Origin of the sequence: Streptomyces mayonensis (assembly GCF_018982965.1) — a bacterium.
GTDB lineage: Bacteria > Actinomycetota > Actinomycetes > Streptomycetales > Streptomycetaceae > Streptomyces > Streptomyces mayonensis.
In genome coordinates, this window is sequence record NZ_JACBYP010000011.1 from 21010 (window position 1) to 37617 (window position 16608).

Genomic DNA, 16608 nt, shown 5'->3' on the forward strand with positions numbered 1-16608 from the left:
TTCACCAGCCCAGTTCGTTCGCGGTGGTCTCGGCTATCGCGGGCGAGCAGGTCATGCCGCGCCCGCCGGGCCCGGTGACCAGCCAGACCCCGTCGCGCACCCGCTGCCGGTGCACGACCCGGCTGGTGTCGGTGCACTGCGCGTACACCCCGGCCCACCGGCGGCGGACCTTGGGCAGCGGCCGGCCGAGGAGGGACTCGACGACGCCGGTGAGGTGGTCGTAGGGGTCCTCGACGGTGTCGAAGGCGAAGGGGTGCTCGTACGCGTGGGTGTCGCCGATGGTCAGTCCGCCGTCGGCGCGCTGGACCATCAGCAGTTGCATGCGGTGCTCGGCGGCCGTGGCCGGCTGCGGCTGCCGGGCGTTCAGCTCGTCCAGGGCGGGTGAGCCGTAGGCGGGGTAGTAGCGGAAGCTGTCGGCGTCGGCGACGGAGGTGGTGAGCGGTTCGCCGAGGGGGTCGGTCTGCATCATCTGCAGCCGCACCCGGCGCACGGGCAGGTCGGGTCCGGCCAGTTCGCGGACCAGGCCGCCGAGCCAGGCACCGGTGCACAGGACGACGGCGTCGCCGGTGTGCGTGTCGCCGTGGTCGTCGCGGACGGCGTTCTCCCCGACGACGTCGCGGACCTCGCGGCCGGGCAGGAAGGTGTAGCGCGGGGACCGTTCGAGTTCCGCGCGCAGCGCGAGCTGGGCGGTGCGCGGCTCGACGGCGGCGTCCCGCTCGCAGTACAGCGCGGCGTCGAACTCGCCCCGCAGGGCCGGGTTCAGGGCGCGGGCCTCACCGGCGGTGAGGAGCTTGTGGCCGCGGGCGGCGGCGTCCGGGCGGGCCACGGCGGCCTCGGCGACGGCGCGCTCCAGGTCGCCGCGGAGCGGGGTCAGGGAGCCGTTGGGGCGGAAGCCCAGCGCGGGGATCCGGGTGCCGATCTCCTCCCACAGCTCCCGGGCCCGCAGCGCGGTCTCCAGCTCCTCCCCGCCCGCGCGGCCGCTGACCCAGATCTGGCCGAAGTTGCGCAGGGAGGCGCCGCGGGCCTCGCTCTCCCGCTCGATCTGCACGACCTCGTGGCCGCGGTTCACTGCGTGCCAGGCGTGCATGGTGCCCACCACGCCGGCTCCTACGACTGTCACTCTCACGACCGCCACGCTCCTTCGCATCAGGGAACCGGAGGAATCCGGCCATCAACGAGAGCGTGAACTGGTCGTCACGTTTGGGCTAGACCCGTTATCTTTTCGTTACTCGTCTGGTGAGTGCAAACCCGTCGGTTTCATCGGTTTCGTCGATGCTCAGCCGCGCAGATGGGTGGTGAAGGAGAACCGGTCGCCCCGGTAGAGCGTGCGCACCCGTTCCAGCGGGCGGCCCTCGGTGTCCCGGGAGACGCGGTGGATGAGCAGCATCGGGAGGGCCGGCGGCGTGCCGATGAGCAGGGCCTCGCGCGGGGTCGCGAGCACGGTCTCGATCCGTTCGTCGGCGTCGCCGAACGCGATGCCCTGCCCGGCGAGGTGGGCGTAGAAGGAGGAGTCCGGGTCGAAGGCGGTGTCGAGGTCGGGTACGCGGGCCGCGGCGACGTAGGTGCTCTCCAGGCCGACCCGCTCGTCGTCCGCCAGCAGCACCCGCTCCAGGTGCCACACGGGCTCCCCGCGCGTGAGGCCGGTCTCGGCGGCGAGCGCGTCCGGGCAGGGGAAGCGGTCGAGGGTGACGAGGGCCCGCCCGGGAGTACGGCCCTGCCGCCGGACGCCCTCGGTGTAGCTGGCCAGGGACAGCGGCTGGGCCAGCTTGGGGCCGGCGACCACGGTGCCGCGCCCCTGCCGGCGCAGCTTGCCCTCGAGCACCAGCTCGCGCAGCGCCTGCCGCACGGTCTCGCGGGCGACCTCGTACCGCTCGGAAAGGTCCCGCTCGGTGGGGATGGCGCTGCCCTCCCCCAGTTCGCCCACGAGGCGGTCGATGCGCGCCTTGACGGCGTAGTACTTCGGCACACGGCCGTGCTCCGGGATCCCGGAGCGGACGGGGGCACCGGGCGCCTGGTCGTTCGGATAGTCCACGCAGGGATGTTCGCAGACGGCAGTGGCGTGGCGGCGCGAGGTACCGGGCGGCTACGCCCCCTGGTACCGAATCGCCCCCGACGACCGGACACCCCGGCCATCGGACCGCCGACCCCCGCCCCACCCCCACCGGGTCTGCGAAAATAGGACGTATGACTGGTACTCCCTCCGGCAGGCCCCCGCTGCGCGTCGGCCTCGTCGGCTACGGACTCGCGGGCTCCGTCTTCCACGCCCCCCTGATCGCCGCGACCGGGGGGCTGGCCCTGGACACGGTCGTCACCTCGAACCCGGAGCGGCAGCAGCAGGCCCGCGCCGAGTTCCCGGACGTGCGGACCGTCGCGACCCCCGACGAGCTGTTCGAGCGCGCGGGCGAGCTGGACCTCGTCGTCGTCGCGTCCCCGAACAAGACGCACGTGCCGCTCGCGACCAGGGCCCTGCGGGCCGGACTGCCGGTCGTCGTGGACAAGCCGGTCGCGGGCACGGCGGCCGGGGCACGCGAGCTGGCGGCGCTGGCCGAGGAGCGCGGTCTGCTGCTCTCCGTCTTCCAGAACCGCCGCTGGGACAACGACTTCCTGACCCTCCGGAAACTCCTGGCCGAGGACGCGCTGGGCGAGGTGTGGCGCTTCGAGTCCCGCTTCGAACGCTGGCGCCCGAAGCCGAAGGGCGGCTGGCGCGAGTCCGGCGACCCGGCGGAGATCGGCGGCCTGCTGTACGACCTCGGCAGCCACGTCGTCGACCAGGCCCTGGTCCTCTTCGGCCCGGTCACGCAGGTGTACGCCGAGTCCGTGGTCCGGCGGGCGGGCGCGGAGGCGGACGACGACACGTTCCTCGCGCTCACGCACGCGAACGGCGTCCGCTCCCACCTCCACGTCTCCTCCACCGCCGCCCAGCTCGGTCCGCGCTTCCGGGTGCTGGGCTCGCGGGCCGGGTACGTCAAGTACGGCCTGGACCCGCAGGAGGCGGCGCTGCGCGAGGGCAAGCGGCCCGGCCCCGGCTGGGGCGAGGAGGACGAGTCGCTGTGGGGCCGGGTCGGCTCCGGCGAGTCCCCGACGACCGGCGGCGGACGCGTCGAGGCGACCGTGGCGGGCGACTACCCCGCGTACTACGCGGCGGTGGCGAAGGCCCTGCGCGAGGGCGGCCCGAACCCGGTGGACGCCCGGGAGGCGGCCGCCGCACTGGACGTACTGGAGGCGGCCCGCCGGTCCGCCCGCGACGGAGTGGTGGTGACCCTGTGAGCACCGTACCGACGACGACGCCCACCGTGGCGGAGCTGGAGGAGCAGGAACGCCGCCTGGTCCTGCGCCGGTTCACCCACGACGACGCGTGGGCGCTGGGCTCCCTCCTGGTGGAGCTGGCCCGTGAGCGCGAGGCGCCGGTCGCCATCGACATCCACCGCGCCGGCCAGCAGCTCTTCCACGCGGCCCTGCCCGGCTCCACCCCGGACAACGACGCCTGGATCGCCCGCAAGCGCCGGGTGGTGGAGCGGTACGGCTCGGCGTCGTACCTGGTCGGCGCCCGGTTCCGGGCCAAGGGCACGACCTTCGAGGAGTCCTCGCGCCTCGATGCCGACACGTACGCGGCGCACGGCGGCTCCTTCCCGCTCACCGTCGCGGACGTCGGCGTGGTCGGCGCGGTGACGGTGAGCGGGCTGCCGCAGCTGGAGGACCACCGGCTGGTGGTGGCGGCACTGGAGCGGTTCCTGGGCGAGTAGGCCGTACGGCCGTCTCCGGCGCCCCGTACGGCCGTCACCGGCGTACGCGGGGAATCTCCGGTGGGTACCCGTGGTTGGCAGGCAGGAACTCAGGCTGATCACCATGCTCACCGGAGGTATCGCGACCGATGAACGAGACGACGGATCCCCGCGAAGGCCCCGAAGGACCCGAAGGCTCCGAAGGCCTCGGAGGCCTCGGAGAGACGGCTTCCCTGAAGGAATCGATCGGGCGGTACGGCGTCTGGAACGCCGCCCTGCGCGCGGAGGATCCCGAGGGTGCCGCCGAACGCGCCGACGCCGCAGCCGAGTTGGAGCAGCTCGGGTACGGCGCCGTGTGGCTCGGCGGCAACAGCGCCGCCCGGCACGCCGCCCCGCTGATCGCGGCGACCTCGCGGCTCGTCGTCGGCACCAGTATCCAGAGCATCTGGGAGCACGGGGCGGCCGAGGCGGCGGCGGGCTTCGCCGAGCTGGAGGTGTCGCACCCCGGGCGCTTCGTGCTGGGCCTCGGGGTGAGCCACGGTCCGGTGGTGAAGGGGTACAGCCGCCCGTACTCGAAGATGGTCGCCTACCTCGACGACCTGGACCGGGCGGGCCTGCGGGCCGAGCACCGGGTGCTGGCGGCGCTCGGACCGAAGATGCTGGACCTCTCCAGGGACCGGGCGGCGGGCGCCATCCCGTACCTGGTCACGCCGGAGCACACCGCGCAGGCCCGCGAGCGCCTCGGCGCGGGCCCGCTGCTGGCCCCGGAGCTCAAGGTCGTCCTCGACACCGACCCGTCCCGCGCCCGCGCGACGGCCCGCGCGTACCTGGCCATGTACCTGCGGCTGCCGAACTACACGAACAACTTCCTGAAGCTGGGCTTCACCGAGGCCGACGTCGCCGACGGCGGCAGCGACCGCCTGATCGACGCGGTCTTCGCCCGGGGCGACGACGCCGCGATCCGCGCCCGCATCGACGCGTTCCTGGAAGCGGGCGCCGACCACGTGGCCCTCCAGGTCGTCGAGGACGACATGACCCGCCTCCCGAGGCAGGCCTGGCGCAACCTCGCCTCTCTGCTGGCGTGAGCAACCGGGGGCGCGGGGCGGTGACATGTGCGGCTCCGCCGCAGAGGGGCGCAGGGCCGGCCACAACCGAGCGGCAGCCGACGACCCGCCGCGCACTCCCCGCGCCCCGGCGGAGCGCCTACGCGTTCTTCAGCTCCTGTCGCTGCCGCCCCAGCCCCCCGACCTCCAGCTCGACCACGTCCCCCGCCCGCAGATAGGGCTTCGGCTCGGGCTGCCCCATGGCCACCCCGGCAGGCGTCCCGGTGTTGATGACGTCGCCGGGGCGCAGCACCATGAACCGGCTGAGGTACCGCACGACCTCCCCCACGGGGAAGATCTGCTCGGCCGTCGTCCCGTCCTGCCGCAGCTCCCCGTTGACCCACAGCCGCAGCGGCAGCCGCTGCGGGTCGGGCACCTCGTCGGCGGTGACGAGCCAGGGCCCCAGCGGGTTGAAGGTCTCGCAGTTCTTGCCCTTGTCCCAGGTCCCGCCGCGCTCGATCTGGAACTCCCGCTCGGACACGTCGTGCGCGACCGCGTACCCCGCGACGCACGCGAGCCCTTCCTCGGCCGACTCCAGGTAGCGGGCCGTACGCCCGATGACGACGGCCAGCTCCACCTCCCAGTCGGTCTTCACGGACCCGCGCGGCACGAGCACGGTGTCGTGCGGCCCGACCACGGTGTCCGGCGCCTTGAGGAAGACGACGGGTTCGGCGGGCGGCTCGGCCCCGGTCTCACGGGCGTGGTCGTGGTAGTTCAGCCCGATGCACACGATCTTGCCGATGCGTCCCACCGGCGGCCCGACGCGCAGCCCGCCGCCGTCCAGCACGGGCAGCGCACCGGCCGCGGCGGCGGACTGTACCCGGTCGAGCGCCGCCTCGTCGGCGAGCAGGTCCCCGTCGACGTCCGTGACGACGCCCGACAGGTCGCGCAGGGTTCCGTCGGCGTCGAGCAGCGCGGGCCGCTCGGATCCCGCCGTACCGACTCGCAGCAGCTTCATGATCCCCAACTCCTCGTTCGCGGGAGGCCCGCCCGAAGAGGTGCGACCGATGCGGCAGTGCGCAGCCCCCGGAGGACTGTTCGATCCTCCAAGGCGGCGTTCCACTCCGCAATACCCGGTTCACGTACTGGACCGTAGCCGGAACGCGGCCGCGCGCCGTCCGCCGTACGCCGGCCGAGCCGTACGGCGGCCGACCTGCGGGTACCTCACCTTCGTCACCCGTCGGCAGTACGGTGTCCCCCATGCGCCCCGACACGCCCGCCGAGAACGTCGACCACGCCGCCGAAGCGGCCCGCCTGGAACGGACCGCCGGCCTCTACCCCGAGGACGCCGAGGCCCTGCTGCTGCGCGCGGCGGCCCACTTGGAGCTGTCCGGCGACCGCCCGGCCGCGACGAAGCTCTACGACCGCCTGCTGTCCTCCGGCACGTCCTCGGTACCCCTCGACAACCCGTCCCTGGTCCGTGCCCTGAAGGCGTCCAACCTCTGGGAGTACGGCCACGAGGCGGAGGCCAGGGCGATCATCGACGGCGTCCGTACGGCGTCCCCGCGCGACCCGGCGCCCTGGGTGATCGCGGCCGAGGCGCTGGAGTCCCACGACGAGCTGGAGGCGGCGCACGAGACCTTCACGGAGGGCGCCCGCCTGCTCGTGGCGGACGCGGCGGAGCCCCCGCAGCCGACGCACCCGCTCCTCTACGGCCGCCACCGCGTGCGGCGCATGCTGGGCCTGGACCACGACGCGTGGGACACCCTGGCCGACACCCTGCACGCGATGCCGGTCTCGCTGGACGAGCTGCACGACCCGAAGCGTGTCTGGTCGCTGGGCTCGGACGACCCGGCGGACCTGAAGGCGGAGATCGACCGCCTGCGCGCCGAGCTGGGCGCCTACCGGCAGGCCCTGTCCCGCCCCTTCCCGGTGGCGATGCTCCACTGGCCGGCCGACGAGCTGGCGGAACTCACGGACGCGTACCCGCCGCTGTCCGCCGAGTACCCCTCCCACGACGGCCACTTGTCCTCGATAGAGGCGGCCCTGCGCGAACTGGCCTCGTCCGGCACGCCGAACCTGGGCGTCGTCCCGGGCACGGTCCCGTCCTACGAGGCGTTCGCGGCGTCGGAGGGGGCGTCCCCGGCCGACCCGACGCTGCTCCCGCAGTACGCGACGACCCTCGCCGCCCGAGGGCTGGCGGTGACGTGGCCGCCGCAGCGCGGGGCGGCGTGCTGGTGCGGCTCGCAGCGGCCGTACGGGGAGTGCCACGGCGTCTGAGACACGGCTCGCCCTGAGACCGACCCGGCCGGTCCGCGGACCGCTCACCCGCGGACCGGCCCTTCCCTGCAGACCCCCGGCCTTCCCTGCGGACCGCTTCCCGTGGACCGATGAGTTTCGGCGCGGACGCCCGTCAACCATGCGAGAGCCTCACGAGCCGACGAGGAGCACGCGAGGCACCGACCCGGACCACCGAAGAACCGGACCACCGAAGAACCGGACCGGCGAGGCCCTTGGACCGATAGGGACCCGGACCACCGCAAGGACCGGACGCCACCACACGGTCCGAACGCCACCGCACGGACGGGACGACGGACGACGGACGACGACCGCAAGGAGACGGACGACATGAGCACCGAGCAGACCGGCACCACCGCCGGGAACGGCTACTCGTACACCCTGACCCGCACCCTGGACGCCCCCGTGGCGCGGGTCTGGCAGGCCTGGACCACCCCCGCCCAATACGCCCAGTGGGCCTACGCGGTCCCCGGCAGCGTCGAGATGGACGTCCGTCCGGGCGGCGCGTGGAAGGCGACGATGCGCACCCCGGACGGCACGGAGTTCCCGCTGACCGGCTCCTACACCGAGGTCGCCGAGCACCGCGCCCTGACCATCGGCATGGACGTCCCGGGCCGCCCGGACCCGGCGCTGATGACCCTGGAACTCACGGAGGAGGGCCCCCGCAACACCGTGATCACCCTCAGCCAGACCTGCGACACGGAGGAGGAACGGGACGGCGCGGAACAGGGCAGCACCATGCTGCTGGACAGCCTGACGTCCTTCCTGGGCGCGAGTTCTTGACCCCGAGGTACAGTACGGGTTAGAGTCTCAGTCATGGCAAGACCGAAGGAGTTCGACCCGGAGACCGCCGTCAACCAGGCCATGGAGGTGTTCTGGCGCAAGGGATACGCCGCCACGACCCCTCAGGACCTGGTCGACGCGCTCTCCATCGGCAAGGGCAGCCTCTACAACACGTTCGGCAGCAAGCGGGAGCTCTTCCTGCGGGCCCTGCGGCGGTACCGCGACACCCAGACCGCCGCACTGGTGGAGACACTGGAGCAGCCCGGCCCCGTCAAGGAGCGCGTCCGCGCGGCCCTGACGGCCATCGCCGAGACGGACCTGGCCGACCCGGACCACCGAGGCTGCCTGGCGATGAACTCCACGGCGGAACTGGCGAGGACCGACAAGGAGGTGGCCGACCTCTCCCGCCGCATGCTGGACGTGACCGAGGACGCCTTCCACGCCCTGATCGCGGAAGGACAGCGGACGGGCGAGATTTCGCCGGACCGCGACCCGGCCGCCCTCGCCGCCCTCCTGACGAACACGGTCGCGGGAATGCGCATCGTGGGCCGCGTCACGGAAACCCCGGACCGCCTCACCCGCATCATCGACGCGACGATCGACTCCCTGTGACCTGACCGTCCCGCACCACCCCGTCCGCCGGGGTCTTCTCGTACCCAAATTCTGTACCCACAGTTAAAAAACTACCGGCAAGAACCACTCGACAAGAACCAACCGGCAAAAACCGACCGGCAAAGGAGATCACCATGCCCACCACCGACCTCACCCACCGCCCCAAGTACGAGGGCAAGAACGTCGTCATCACGGGAGGCAGCAGCGGCCTCGGTCTGACCACCGCCCAGCTGCTCGTGGACGAGGGCGCCCGCGTCCTGATCACCGGCCGCGGTCAGGCCGCCCTGGACGCCGCCATCGGGCAACTCGGTCCGAACGCCGTCGCCGTACGCAGCGACGCCTCGTCGCTCCCCGACATCGACGCCCTGGCCGACCGTGTGAAGGCCGAGTTCGGCACGGTCGACGCCCTGTTCGCCAACGCGGGCGTCAACGGCTTCGCCCCGTTCGAGGCGACGACCGAGGAACTCTTCGACGACGTCCTGAAGGTCAACGCCAAGGGCCCGTACTTCACGGTGCAGAAGCTCGTCCCGCTCCTGGCCGAGGGCAGCGGCGTGGTCCTCACCACCTCGGTCGCCAACGTCCTGGGCCTGCCCGCGCTCAGCGCCTACGCGGCCAGCAAGGCGGCGGTGCGCTCGATGACCCGCAGCCTGGCCCGTGAACTCCTCCCCCACGGGATCCGCGTGAACGCGGTCAGCCCCGGCCCGATCGACTCGGGGATCCTGGAGAAGTCGATGCCCGCGGAGGCCGCCGCCCAGACCAAGGCCCAGATGGCCGGGGACAACCCGATGCTCCGCATGGGCACGCCCACCGAGGTCGCGAAGGCGGTCGTCTTCCTCGCCTTCGACGCCACCTTCACCACCGGCACGGAACTCGCGGTGGACGGCGGCGGCTCACAGCTCTGACCACCGGCGCGGCGTGCGCACTTCCCCGCGAAGTGCGCACGCCGCGGTCATTCCCCATCGTCATCGTCTTCGTCGTCCAGTTCGAACCTGAAGTAGATGGTGAGGGTGTAGGGCTCGTCCTCGTCGAACAGGTGGCCCCACGACACGTCGACGAGGAAGACGTCGTTCTCCCCCACCCACTCCTGGGCCTTCCCGAAGGCGCCCGCGGCCGTGGTCGCCATGAACATCTTCCTGGCGACGGGATGCACCTGCGACTCGGCATCCGAATCGTCGAATCCCTTCGGGACCTCCACGCAGAGGTCGGGATCGATCTCCATGGAACACCCCTTCTCAGTCGGTCCGCCCCAACGAGCCGGAGCACCCGCCCCGCCGAGCACGACACCCACCAAGACCACCGCACACCCCGGAAGGGTTGACTCCACCGGCCGGCGAACGGATGCTGACGCCTGGGACCGGGGCGGATCCCGTGGAGGAGCCGGCCTCAGCTGAGGCGGGGATCCTGCCACTCCACACCGGCAGTGCAGTGAGGGGAGGACGAACTGGTGACCCCCGCACTGAACACCAAGGTCTTCGCCTGCGGGTCGAGGTCTTCGCCCAGTTCGTAGGAGTCCAGCCGGCCGGTTAATGTTCCCTCTGCCACCGTCAGCGTATCGGCCTTGAGGGACCACATGCCGAGAGGCTCAACGTCACAGATCACGCTGGCACGCAACAGACGGTTCCCACAACGTCAACGGTCACGGCAGCATGATCTGTGGTGAGTGAAATGACGGTCCTGCGAAGTGAGTTCCGTCGTTGGCCGTTGCACAGCCGCACAGCATGGAACGGGTGTCCTTGGTACTCGGCCAGGCCGGAGACTCGCCGCACCCCTGGAGTTCCCCGGTGTGGCTCAAGGTGCTGGGGCCCGACATGGCCGGAATCAGCGGGCGAGAAGACGGAGTTGTTACCTCAGGGCGACACCGACAGTCGTGTACTGGCTCGGTGAGCCCGTGGACGAGGTACTCATGGACACACTTCTTCCACCAGGCTTCCCGGCACCGTCCGCCGCCGCGCTCCGCTCTCGGAGCCTCCGTGACGTGTCAACACCTGACGCGTTACACACTGTTGCCGTCCCACCACTCCGCGATAGCCTGCTGGGCGACTGTTGACGGCACGATGCGAGGAACGCGAGGACAGCCGTGGGGCGGCGCGATGTGCGCGGACATGACGACGGGATCGCAGCCGAGTACGACGAGCGCGCGGTCCGCCTCCGCGCCACGAGTCCCGGCCAGGCGGAGTTCGTCATCCGTCTCGACCAGCCCGACCCTGGCGAGTACTACCGGTGACGGCCGGCCCCACCACACCGCTGCTCGACGAGGTCACAGGAGCCCGCCAGGCGCTGACCGTCGTCCTGCCCGCCCGGCTGCGCCGTACCCCCGCGTGGCAGGAGGGCCCGTTCCCCTTCGAACTCGGCATCCGCCGCACGGACACGCAGACACGCGCCACGTACTTCGCCCCGGCCTCGGCCCGCGCCCTCTACGGAGCCCCCGGACGGCCCTGCCGCTGGCACCAGCCACTGGACATCAAGCACGAGGGCCTACACCTGCTGGGACTGGAACTCCTCCGAGCGGCCACCGCCCGCAACCCCGAACACGCCTTGGCCGTACTGCACTTCAGCGTCGAGACACCGATACTCCCGATCCTGCGCATGCTGGCCGCCAGAAACGCGCCCACCACCACCGACCCACTCCCCGGACTCACCGGCCCGTTCGACCCGGCGGTGCTGATGGCCGGTACCGCCGACATCGTCCAGGACCCGACCGCGCCCTTCGCCCTCGCCCGGCCGTACACCATCGCGTTCCTCAGCCCGACGGCCCAGCACACCCCCGCGCTCCGCGAAGGCCCCGAGGGCCGACTCCCGGCCACGGCCGACCGCTGGCTGTGGCAGCTGGCCTCCCGCTCCAACCCCCAGGACTTTCCGCTCGCCCCCGAGACGGCCGCGGACCACGTCCGGGACACCGTCCGCATCTCCGCCGACTGGAGCGCCCTGGTCCTCCGACAGGGCGCCGCCTTCCTCGGCCACCGCCCCGACACAGGCGACGACGACTTCTACGCCTTCGGCGCGCTCCACTCCCGCACCATCTACCTCGACGCCCTCCTTCTCGGCGCCCTCCAGCGCGACCACATCGACGAACTCACCGACGAGTTGTCGGAGGTGTTCACCTCACCCCGCCGCCTGGCCGGCCGGGTCGCCGCGCTCGAACGCAGCATCGCCCTCTTCCGCAGCGGCTACTGGCGCCAGCACCTCACGGCCCACGGCCCCGCGAACGAACTGCTCCTCGCCTTCCAGAACCAGCACCGCCTCCCGGCCCGCTTCAACGAGATCCTCACCGAGGCCGCCGACTACAGCCGCCTGGTCCAGACCCAGGAGAGCCAGCAGATCAGCGGCGCCCTCGGCGTCCTGACCATCCTCGGCCTCCCCCTGGGCACAGCCCTCGGCATCCTCCAGGTCCTCGGCGACGACTCCCTCCCCCACCTCCTCATCGCCCTCGCCCTGTCGGTGGCAGCGACGGCGGGGGTACTGACGACGCGGTACGGACGGCTGGTGCTGTCGTCGCTGCGGGGCGGGAAGAGCAGCCCGCGATAGGCAGCCTGTTTCTCCCATGACGACATGTGCACCGAGTATGGCGTCATTGACTGTATTCAGCGTTGCCTCTCCAGGGTGAGGACGGCCTTGGCGATTGACGTCATGCGGTTCGGGCTGCATCGCGATCTTCGAAAGATCCGCCAGGACTTGAGTGGCGCCATGCTGCATTCGGCGGGCGCCCGGAATGCGGCCAGTGCCCGGTTGACGGTCCGTTCTGTCGGGGTCAGCTGCCCGCGGGGGCGGGCGTCTGCGTCCGGTGGCGGCCCAGGGGCCAGAACCTGTGCAGGCGCGGTCGGTCAGGACAGGGGGTACGAGATCACGCGACGCCGTAAATGCACAGGGGTAACATGCCATTATGCGCAGTCACCGGAAAGCAATTCAAAGTCCGATCGTCGCGAAGCACATGAACAGATTCTTCAAGGGGGTGACGGCACACGAGAGGAAATACCCCAGCCTGATGGCGCAGGCATACGCACGGCACTTGTTCCATGAGCGGCGCCGGGAGCTGGTCGACGACAAGAAACTGTCTCGCTCCCCGTTTTATGTCGGCCTGGGGGTGAGCGAAGGCGGATTTGAACGCCTCACCAAACGAAGCCTGCTCGTATCCGAAACCCTATTGTTAGCACATCATGGACCCGGGAGTGTGCACGAGCTCGTTCAACTTCCCCAAAGCAGGAGCACGGACCTCGTCGAGCGCATCTTCGCCCCTCCCAGGAATCGCACTTCCTTTGACTCCCAGACTGGAATTACTGCAACCGAGTGGCCGGAACGCCTCTCTCTGGTGTGCGACGACATCTTCACCCTGGGGAAGTGGATTGCCGATTCTGAGCCCCTACTCAGGTCTGGACTTGTCTGGTATCTACCCAAATACTCAATCCATAACGAGCACAGCGTCATTTCCGCCATTCCAGGAGGTGTAAATCGCACCGACAGGCAGACGAACCCCGTCCGGACGGCACTTGACTTCTTAGTACGGGACGGAAGAGCCATCGAGGAGGTGGGAGGTTCTGGCAGCGGACCGGTACAGAGCCGTATGGTGCGCCCCATTCTCCAGATGGACCTTCCATTCATCGATGGCGTACCGATGGCTACCGCCAGTCGCATCACGGTCGAGGAATTCGGCTCCTACCGTGCGGCCAGAAGGTTCTTGCAGCAAAGCCTCACAGATCTCGATGGAGCCGTTCAAAGTGACCACATGGAGCACGAACTGCGCAAGATCGGAAATCAGCTGGAAGATGAAATCAGACGCGTTCAGTCGCAAATGAACATTACCCGCAGAAAGCGCGCAATATCGGTCACTGGTGCAGTCATCGGCACTGTAGGAGCTGCGCTTGTCGCAGTCTACGGGCCAGCCATGACGGCGGCGCTTCCTCTCATCGGCGCGGCCGGGGCCGGCGGGGTTTGGGAAATCATCAGAAATACCGCAGAAAACAGTCCGAGGACGCTACGCGACGACCAGTGGTACTACATGTGGCTCATGGCGAAGAACAGTAACTCGTACACCATCTGAGAGGAAAGTGCCCCATCCGGCTTGCGGCACCCGAGAGCTCTCGACCACGAACTACCCTAATAAAATGGGCGTTTGGGGAGCGGCCACCGATCGGGTGGCTGCGGGAAGGCCGCAACGCACGACGCGCCCATGCCGTTGAGAAGAGTGTTCGACGTCTCAACTCATCAGCGCAGGTTCTTCGTTGGTTCCATATCCTGCCGCACTCGACCTGTCTGACGTTCTTCCCCTTGGACGCAAGGCGTCTGCCGTTCGCTCCAACCGACATGCTGCTCCCCGGAACCGACGAACCGGCTCCGTCAGCGCCGGTTCGGTCGATGTTCTCCGTACAACTCGGAACCGCAGGCTCGACCCGCTTCACGTGCTCGGCCTCCGCGTCCCCTTGTCGAGGGCACCGCCGACCGCTGCCGAGCGCCGTCGAGGGCCACTTCCTCTGTTACCGATCGCGGACAAAACCGGGTGAACCCGCGTCGGTGCGGGTGCCTCTTGTAAGGCGCACCGAACAACCCACGGCCGGCCGCCCCGCACGACCAGCGAGGTGGCCGCAATCCCGATGATCCACAGGGGGTTCCCATCATGACCACTCGCCGTACCGTACGTTTCGCCGGCCTGGCCGCTCTCACCGCCGCTGCCGCGTTCTCGCTGACCGCATTCCAGAGCGGGAGCACCGAGGCCCATGCCAACCCGGCGCCGAAGGGCACCGTCTCCATCTCCCACTCCACCGGCGACGACAGCGCGGGCAGCGCGAAGGTCCGGGTGGGCTCACCGGCCGGCACGGAGACCCTTGCCGACGGAAGCACGGCAAGGATCAGCAAGCTCGGCGACCTGCACTACCGCGCCGAGATCGTCAGCGACGGCTCGGTGGTGGCCACGCTGGACGCCGACCAGCACGATGCCGGACTCGACGCCAACGGCATGTACGTCGTACTCGGGGTGGACGGCGAGATCCACTCCTGGATGGGCGGCGAGCACCACGGTCCGGGCACCTACGAACTGGCAGGCGGTTGGACGGCCGAGGTCACCGAGCTCGGTGAGCTGCACTACCGTGCGGACATCCTCGACGACGAGGGCGCGGTGGTGGCCACGCTGGACGCGGACGAGCAGGACGCCGGACTGGACGCCAACGACTCCTACATCGTGCTCAGCACCCGCGGCGTGATCAGCTCCAGCTTGTAGGAGCCCGCCCGGGCTGCGGCAGCAGCCCGGGCCTCGCGGTGGCCGTCGGCGGCTCACCGCTCTGACGGAACCGGACGGGATCCCGGCCCACCGGGCACGACACCCGCCAAGACCACCCCAGGCCCCGGAAGGGTCGCCTCCACCGGCCGGCCGACGACTGATGCCCGGGGGACCCCACGAAGGATCCAAGAGGACTTCATCTGCGCCACGCGCGGCGGCACGCCGTTACTTCTGTCGGAGTCGACACGGATTACGCTCCTGACCGTCCGAAGCGGATGACACCCTGAGGGGAACAACCGTGGTCAAGACCCCCGACGTCGTCAACGACCCCCTGCGCAACCGTGGCACCGCCTTCACCCTCGACGAGCGCGCGGCGCTCGGGCTGACCGGGCGGCTCCCGGCCGCCGTCGAGACACTTGATCAGCAGGCCGCGCGTTCCTACGCGCAGTTGCAACGGTACGAGAGCGATCTCGAGAAGTACGTGTTCCTGGACCAGCTCCACGGCCGCAACGAGACGCTGTACTTCCGCGTGCTGGCCGACCACCTCGCCGAACTGCTGCCGATCGTCTACGACCCCACGGTCGGTGACGCCATCAAGCAGTGGAGCCGGGACTACCGCCGTTCCCGCGCGGTGTACCTGTCGATCGACCGGCCCGACGACATCGAGGCGTCCTTCGCGACGCTCGGCCTGGGCCCGGACGACGTCGACCTCATCGTGGTGTCCGACGCGCAGGAGATCCTCGGCATCGGTGACTGGGGCGTGAACGGCACCGACATCTCGATCGGCAAGCTCGCGGTCTACACGGCCGCCGCGGGCATCGACCCGGGCCGGGTCATCGCGGTGAACCTCGATTGCGGCACCGACAACGAGGTGCTGCTGAACGACCCCGCTTACCTCGGCAACCGGCACGCACGAGTGGGAGGCCGGCGCTACGACGACCTGATCGCGTCCTACCTCGAGGTGGCGTCGCGGCTGTTCCCGAAGGCGCTGCTGCACTTCGAGGACTTCGGGCCGGCCAACGCGCGACGGATCCTCGAGGACAACAGCGACAAGTACCGGATCTTCAACGACGACATGCAGGGCACGGGCGCGATCGTCATGGCCTCGGTGTTCTCGGCGTTGAAGGTGACGCAGCAGAGCTGGCGCGACCAACGGCTGGTGGTGTACGGCGCGGGCACCGCCGGCACCGGCATGGCCGACCAGATCAGCGCGGCGATGGTGCGGGACGGGCTCAGCCGGGACGAGGCCGGGGCCCGGGTCTGGTTGATCGACGTGAACGGGTTGGTCACCGACGACATGCCGAACCTCCCGAACTACCAACAGGCGTACGCACGGCCCGCGGACGAGGCACGCGACTGGCAGCGGCACGACGGCAGGATCGGGCTGCTGACCGTCGTGCAGCAGGTGAAGCCGACGATTCTGATCGGCACCTCCACCAACCACGGTGCGTTCACACGGCCGGTGATCGAGGCGCTGACGGCGGGCGTGGAGCGTCCGGTGATCCTCCCCCTGTCGAACCCGACCGAACGCATCGAGGTCATGCCTTCCGACGCCGTCCGGTGGTCCGGCGGCAAGGGGCTCATCGCGGTGGGCATCCCGGTGCCGCCCGTGTCGTACAACGGGACGGACTACGTGATCGCTCAGGCCAACAACGCGCTGCTCTACCCGGGCCTGGGCCTGGGCACGATCGTCAGCGGCGCCACGCGCGTGACCGACGGCATGCTGCTCGCGGCCGCCGAGGCCGTCGCGAGCCAGGTCGACCCGACCGCGCCCGGCGCCTCGCTGCTGCCTCCCGTGGACAACTTGCGAGCGTCCTCGGCGACGGTGGCGCTCGCCGTCGCGCGCGCCGCAGCCGCGGACGGCGTCGCCACCGCCGACCACCAGAACCTGGTGCAGGCAGTGCAGGACACGATGTGGCAGCCGGCCTACGCCACCACCTGA

17 protein-coding genes and 1 pseudogene are annotated in these 16608 nt (G+C 70.4%); 12 read left to right on the top strand and 6 right to left on the bottom strand.

Annotation, left to right across the window (positions count from 1 at the left end):
- Position 1: 1 nt before the first annotated feature.
- Complete coding sequence (locus tag HZS56_RS06210; RefSeq protein WP_308408007.1) at positions 2–1126, bottom strand: TIGR03364 family FAD-dependent oxidoreductase; 1125 nt, start codon at positions 1124–1126, stop codon at positions 2–4.
- Positions 1127–1276: 150 nt separating this feature from the next.
- Positions 1277–2032: a GntR family transcriptional regulator gene (locus HZS56_RS06215; protein WP_216719684.1), complete on the bottom strand. Its 756-nt coding sequence runs from the start codon at positions 2030–2032 to the stop codon at positions 1277–1279.
- A gap of 152 nt (positions 2033–2184) precedes the next feature.
- Between HZS56_RS06215 and HZS56_RS06220 the strand changes: the two genes are divergently transcribed.
- The 3 genes from HZS56_RS06220 to HZS56_RS06230 all read left to right on the top strand — a co-directional run bounded on the left by HZS56_RS06220 (position 2185) and on the right by HZS56_RS06230 (position 4807).
- Positions 2185–3267: a Gfo/Idh/MocA family oxidoreductase gene (locus HZS56_RS06220; RefSeq protein WP_216719685.1), complete on the top strand. Its 1083-nt coding sequence runs from the start codon at positions 2185–2187 to the stop codon at positions 3265–3267.
- Positions 3264–3743, top strand: coding sequence for a heme-degrading domain-containing protein (locus HZS56_RS06225; RefSeq protein ID WP_216719686.1), 480 nt, complete (start codon positions 3264–3266; stop codon positions 3741–3743). The genes HZS56_RS06220 and HZS56_RS06225 overlap by 4 nt, the downstream gene beginning before the upstream one ends.
- A 128-nt stretch (positions 3744–3871) precedes the next feature.
- The gene (locus HZS56_RS06230; protein ID WP_216719687.1) at positions 3872–4807 is read left to right on the top strand and encodes an LLM class F420-dependent oxidoreductase; all 936 of its coding nucleotides are present in this window, start codon (positions 3872–3874) and stop codon (positions 4805–4807) included.
- 118 nt (positions 4808–4925) lie between these two features.
- Here HZS56_RS06230 and HZS56_RS06235 read toward each other — a convergent pair whose 3' ends face one another.
- The gene (locus HZS56_RS06235) at positions 4926–5783 is read right to left on the bottom strand and encodes a fumarylacetoacetate hydrolase family protein (RefSeq protein WP_216719688.1); all 858 of its coding nucleotides are present in this window, start codon (positions 5781–5783) and stop codon (positions 4926–4928) included.
- Positions 5784–6025: 242 nt separating this feature from the next.
- Between HZS56_RS06235 and HZS56_RS06240 the strand changes: the two genes are divergently transcribed.
- From HZS56_RS06240 to HZS56_RS06255, 4 genes are all read left to right on the top strand, one after another.
- The gene (locus HZS56_RS06240; RefSeq protein ID WP_216719689.1) at positions 6026–7045 is read left to right on the top strand and encodes an SEC-C domain-containing protein; all 1020 of its coding nucleotides are present in this window, start codon (positions 6026–6028) and stop codon (positions 7043–7045) included.
- 348 nt (positions 7046–7393) lie between these two features.
- A complete protein-coding gene (locus HZS56_RS06245) occupies positions 7394–7846 on the top strand; it encodes an SRPBCC family protein (RefSeq protein ID WP_216719690.1) in 453 nt (150 codons plus the stop codon).
- Positions 7847–7879: 33 nt separating this feature from the next.
- Entirely contained in the window at positions 7880–8458 is a 579-nt protein-coding gene (locus HZS56_RS06250) for a TetR/AcrR family transcriptional regulator (protein WP_216719691.1), read from the top strand.
- A 134-nt stretch (positions 8459–8592) separates the two neighbouring features.
- Entirely contained in the window at positions 8593–9360 is a 768-nt protein-coding gene (locus HZS56_RS06255; RefSeq protein ID WP_216719692.1) for an SDR family oxidoreductase, read from the top strand.
- Positions 9361–9407: 47 nt separating this feature from the next.
- Here the strand turns inward: HZS56_RS06255 and HZS56_RS06260 are convergent, their stop codons facing one another.
- Both HZS56_RS06260 and HZS56_RS06265 read right to left on the bottom strand, forming a co-directional pair.
- The gene (locus HZS56_RS06260; protein ID WP_216719693.1) at positions 9408–9677 is read right to left on the bottom strand and encodes a hypothetical protein; all 270 of its coding nucleotides are present in this window, start codon (positions 9675–9677) and stop codon (positions 9408–9410) included.
- 164 nt (positions 9678–9841) lie between these two features.
- A complete protein-coding gene (locus HZS56_RS06265) occupies positions 9842–10030 on the bottom strand; it encodes a hypothetical protein (RefSeq protein WP_216719694.1) in 189 nt (62 codons plus the stop codon).
- Between the two features lie 505 nt (positions 10031–10535).
- Between HZS56_RS06265 and HZS56_RS06270 the strand changes: the two genes are divergently transcribed.
- Together HZS56_RS06270 and HZS56_RS06275 are read left to right on the top strand one after the other, a co-directional pair.
- Complete coding sequence (locus HZS56_RS06270) at positions 10536–10682, top strand: hypothetical protein (RefSeq protein WP_216719695.1); 147 nt, start codon at positions 10536–10538, stop codon at positions 10680–10682.
- Positions 10679–11983, top strand: coding sequence for a hypothetical protein (locus tag HZS56_RS06275; RefSeq protein WP_216719696.1), 1305 nt, complete (start codon positions 10679–10681; stop codon positions 11981–11983). The genes HZS56_RS06270 and HZS56_RS06275 overlap by 4 nt, the downstream gene beginning before the upstream one ends.
- Before the next feature lie 56 nt (positions 11984–12039).
- Here the strand turns inward: HZS56_RS06275 and HZS56_RS06280 are convergent.
- Positions 12040–12289 (bottom strand): annotated as a pseudogene (locus HZS56_RS06280) (transposase family protein); the annotation flags it as partial.
- A 97-nt stretch (positions 12290–12386) separates the two neighbouring features.
- Between HZS56_RS06280 and HZS56_RS06285 the strand changes: the two are divergent.
- The 3 genes from HZS56_RS06285 (at position 12387) to HZS56_RS06295 (ending at position 16608) form a co-directional block, all read left to right on the top strand.
- A complete protein-coding gene (locus HZS56_RS06285) occupies positions 12387–13493 on the top strand; it encodes a hypothetical protein (protein ID WP_216719697.1) in 1107 nt (368 codons plus the stop codon).
- Positions 13494–14066: 573 nt separating this feature from the next.
- Positions 14067–14666: a hypothetical protein gene (locus HZS56_RS06290; protein ID WP_216719698.1), complete on the top strand. Its 600-nt coding sequence runs from the start codon at positions 14067–14069 to the stop codon at positions 14664–14666.
- A gap of 298 nt (positions 14667–14964) precedes the next feature.
- Entirely contained in the window at positions 14965–16608 is a 1644-nt protein-coding gene (locus tag HZS56_RS06295; RefSeq protein WP_308408008.1) for an NAD-dependent malic enzyme, read from the top strand.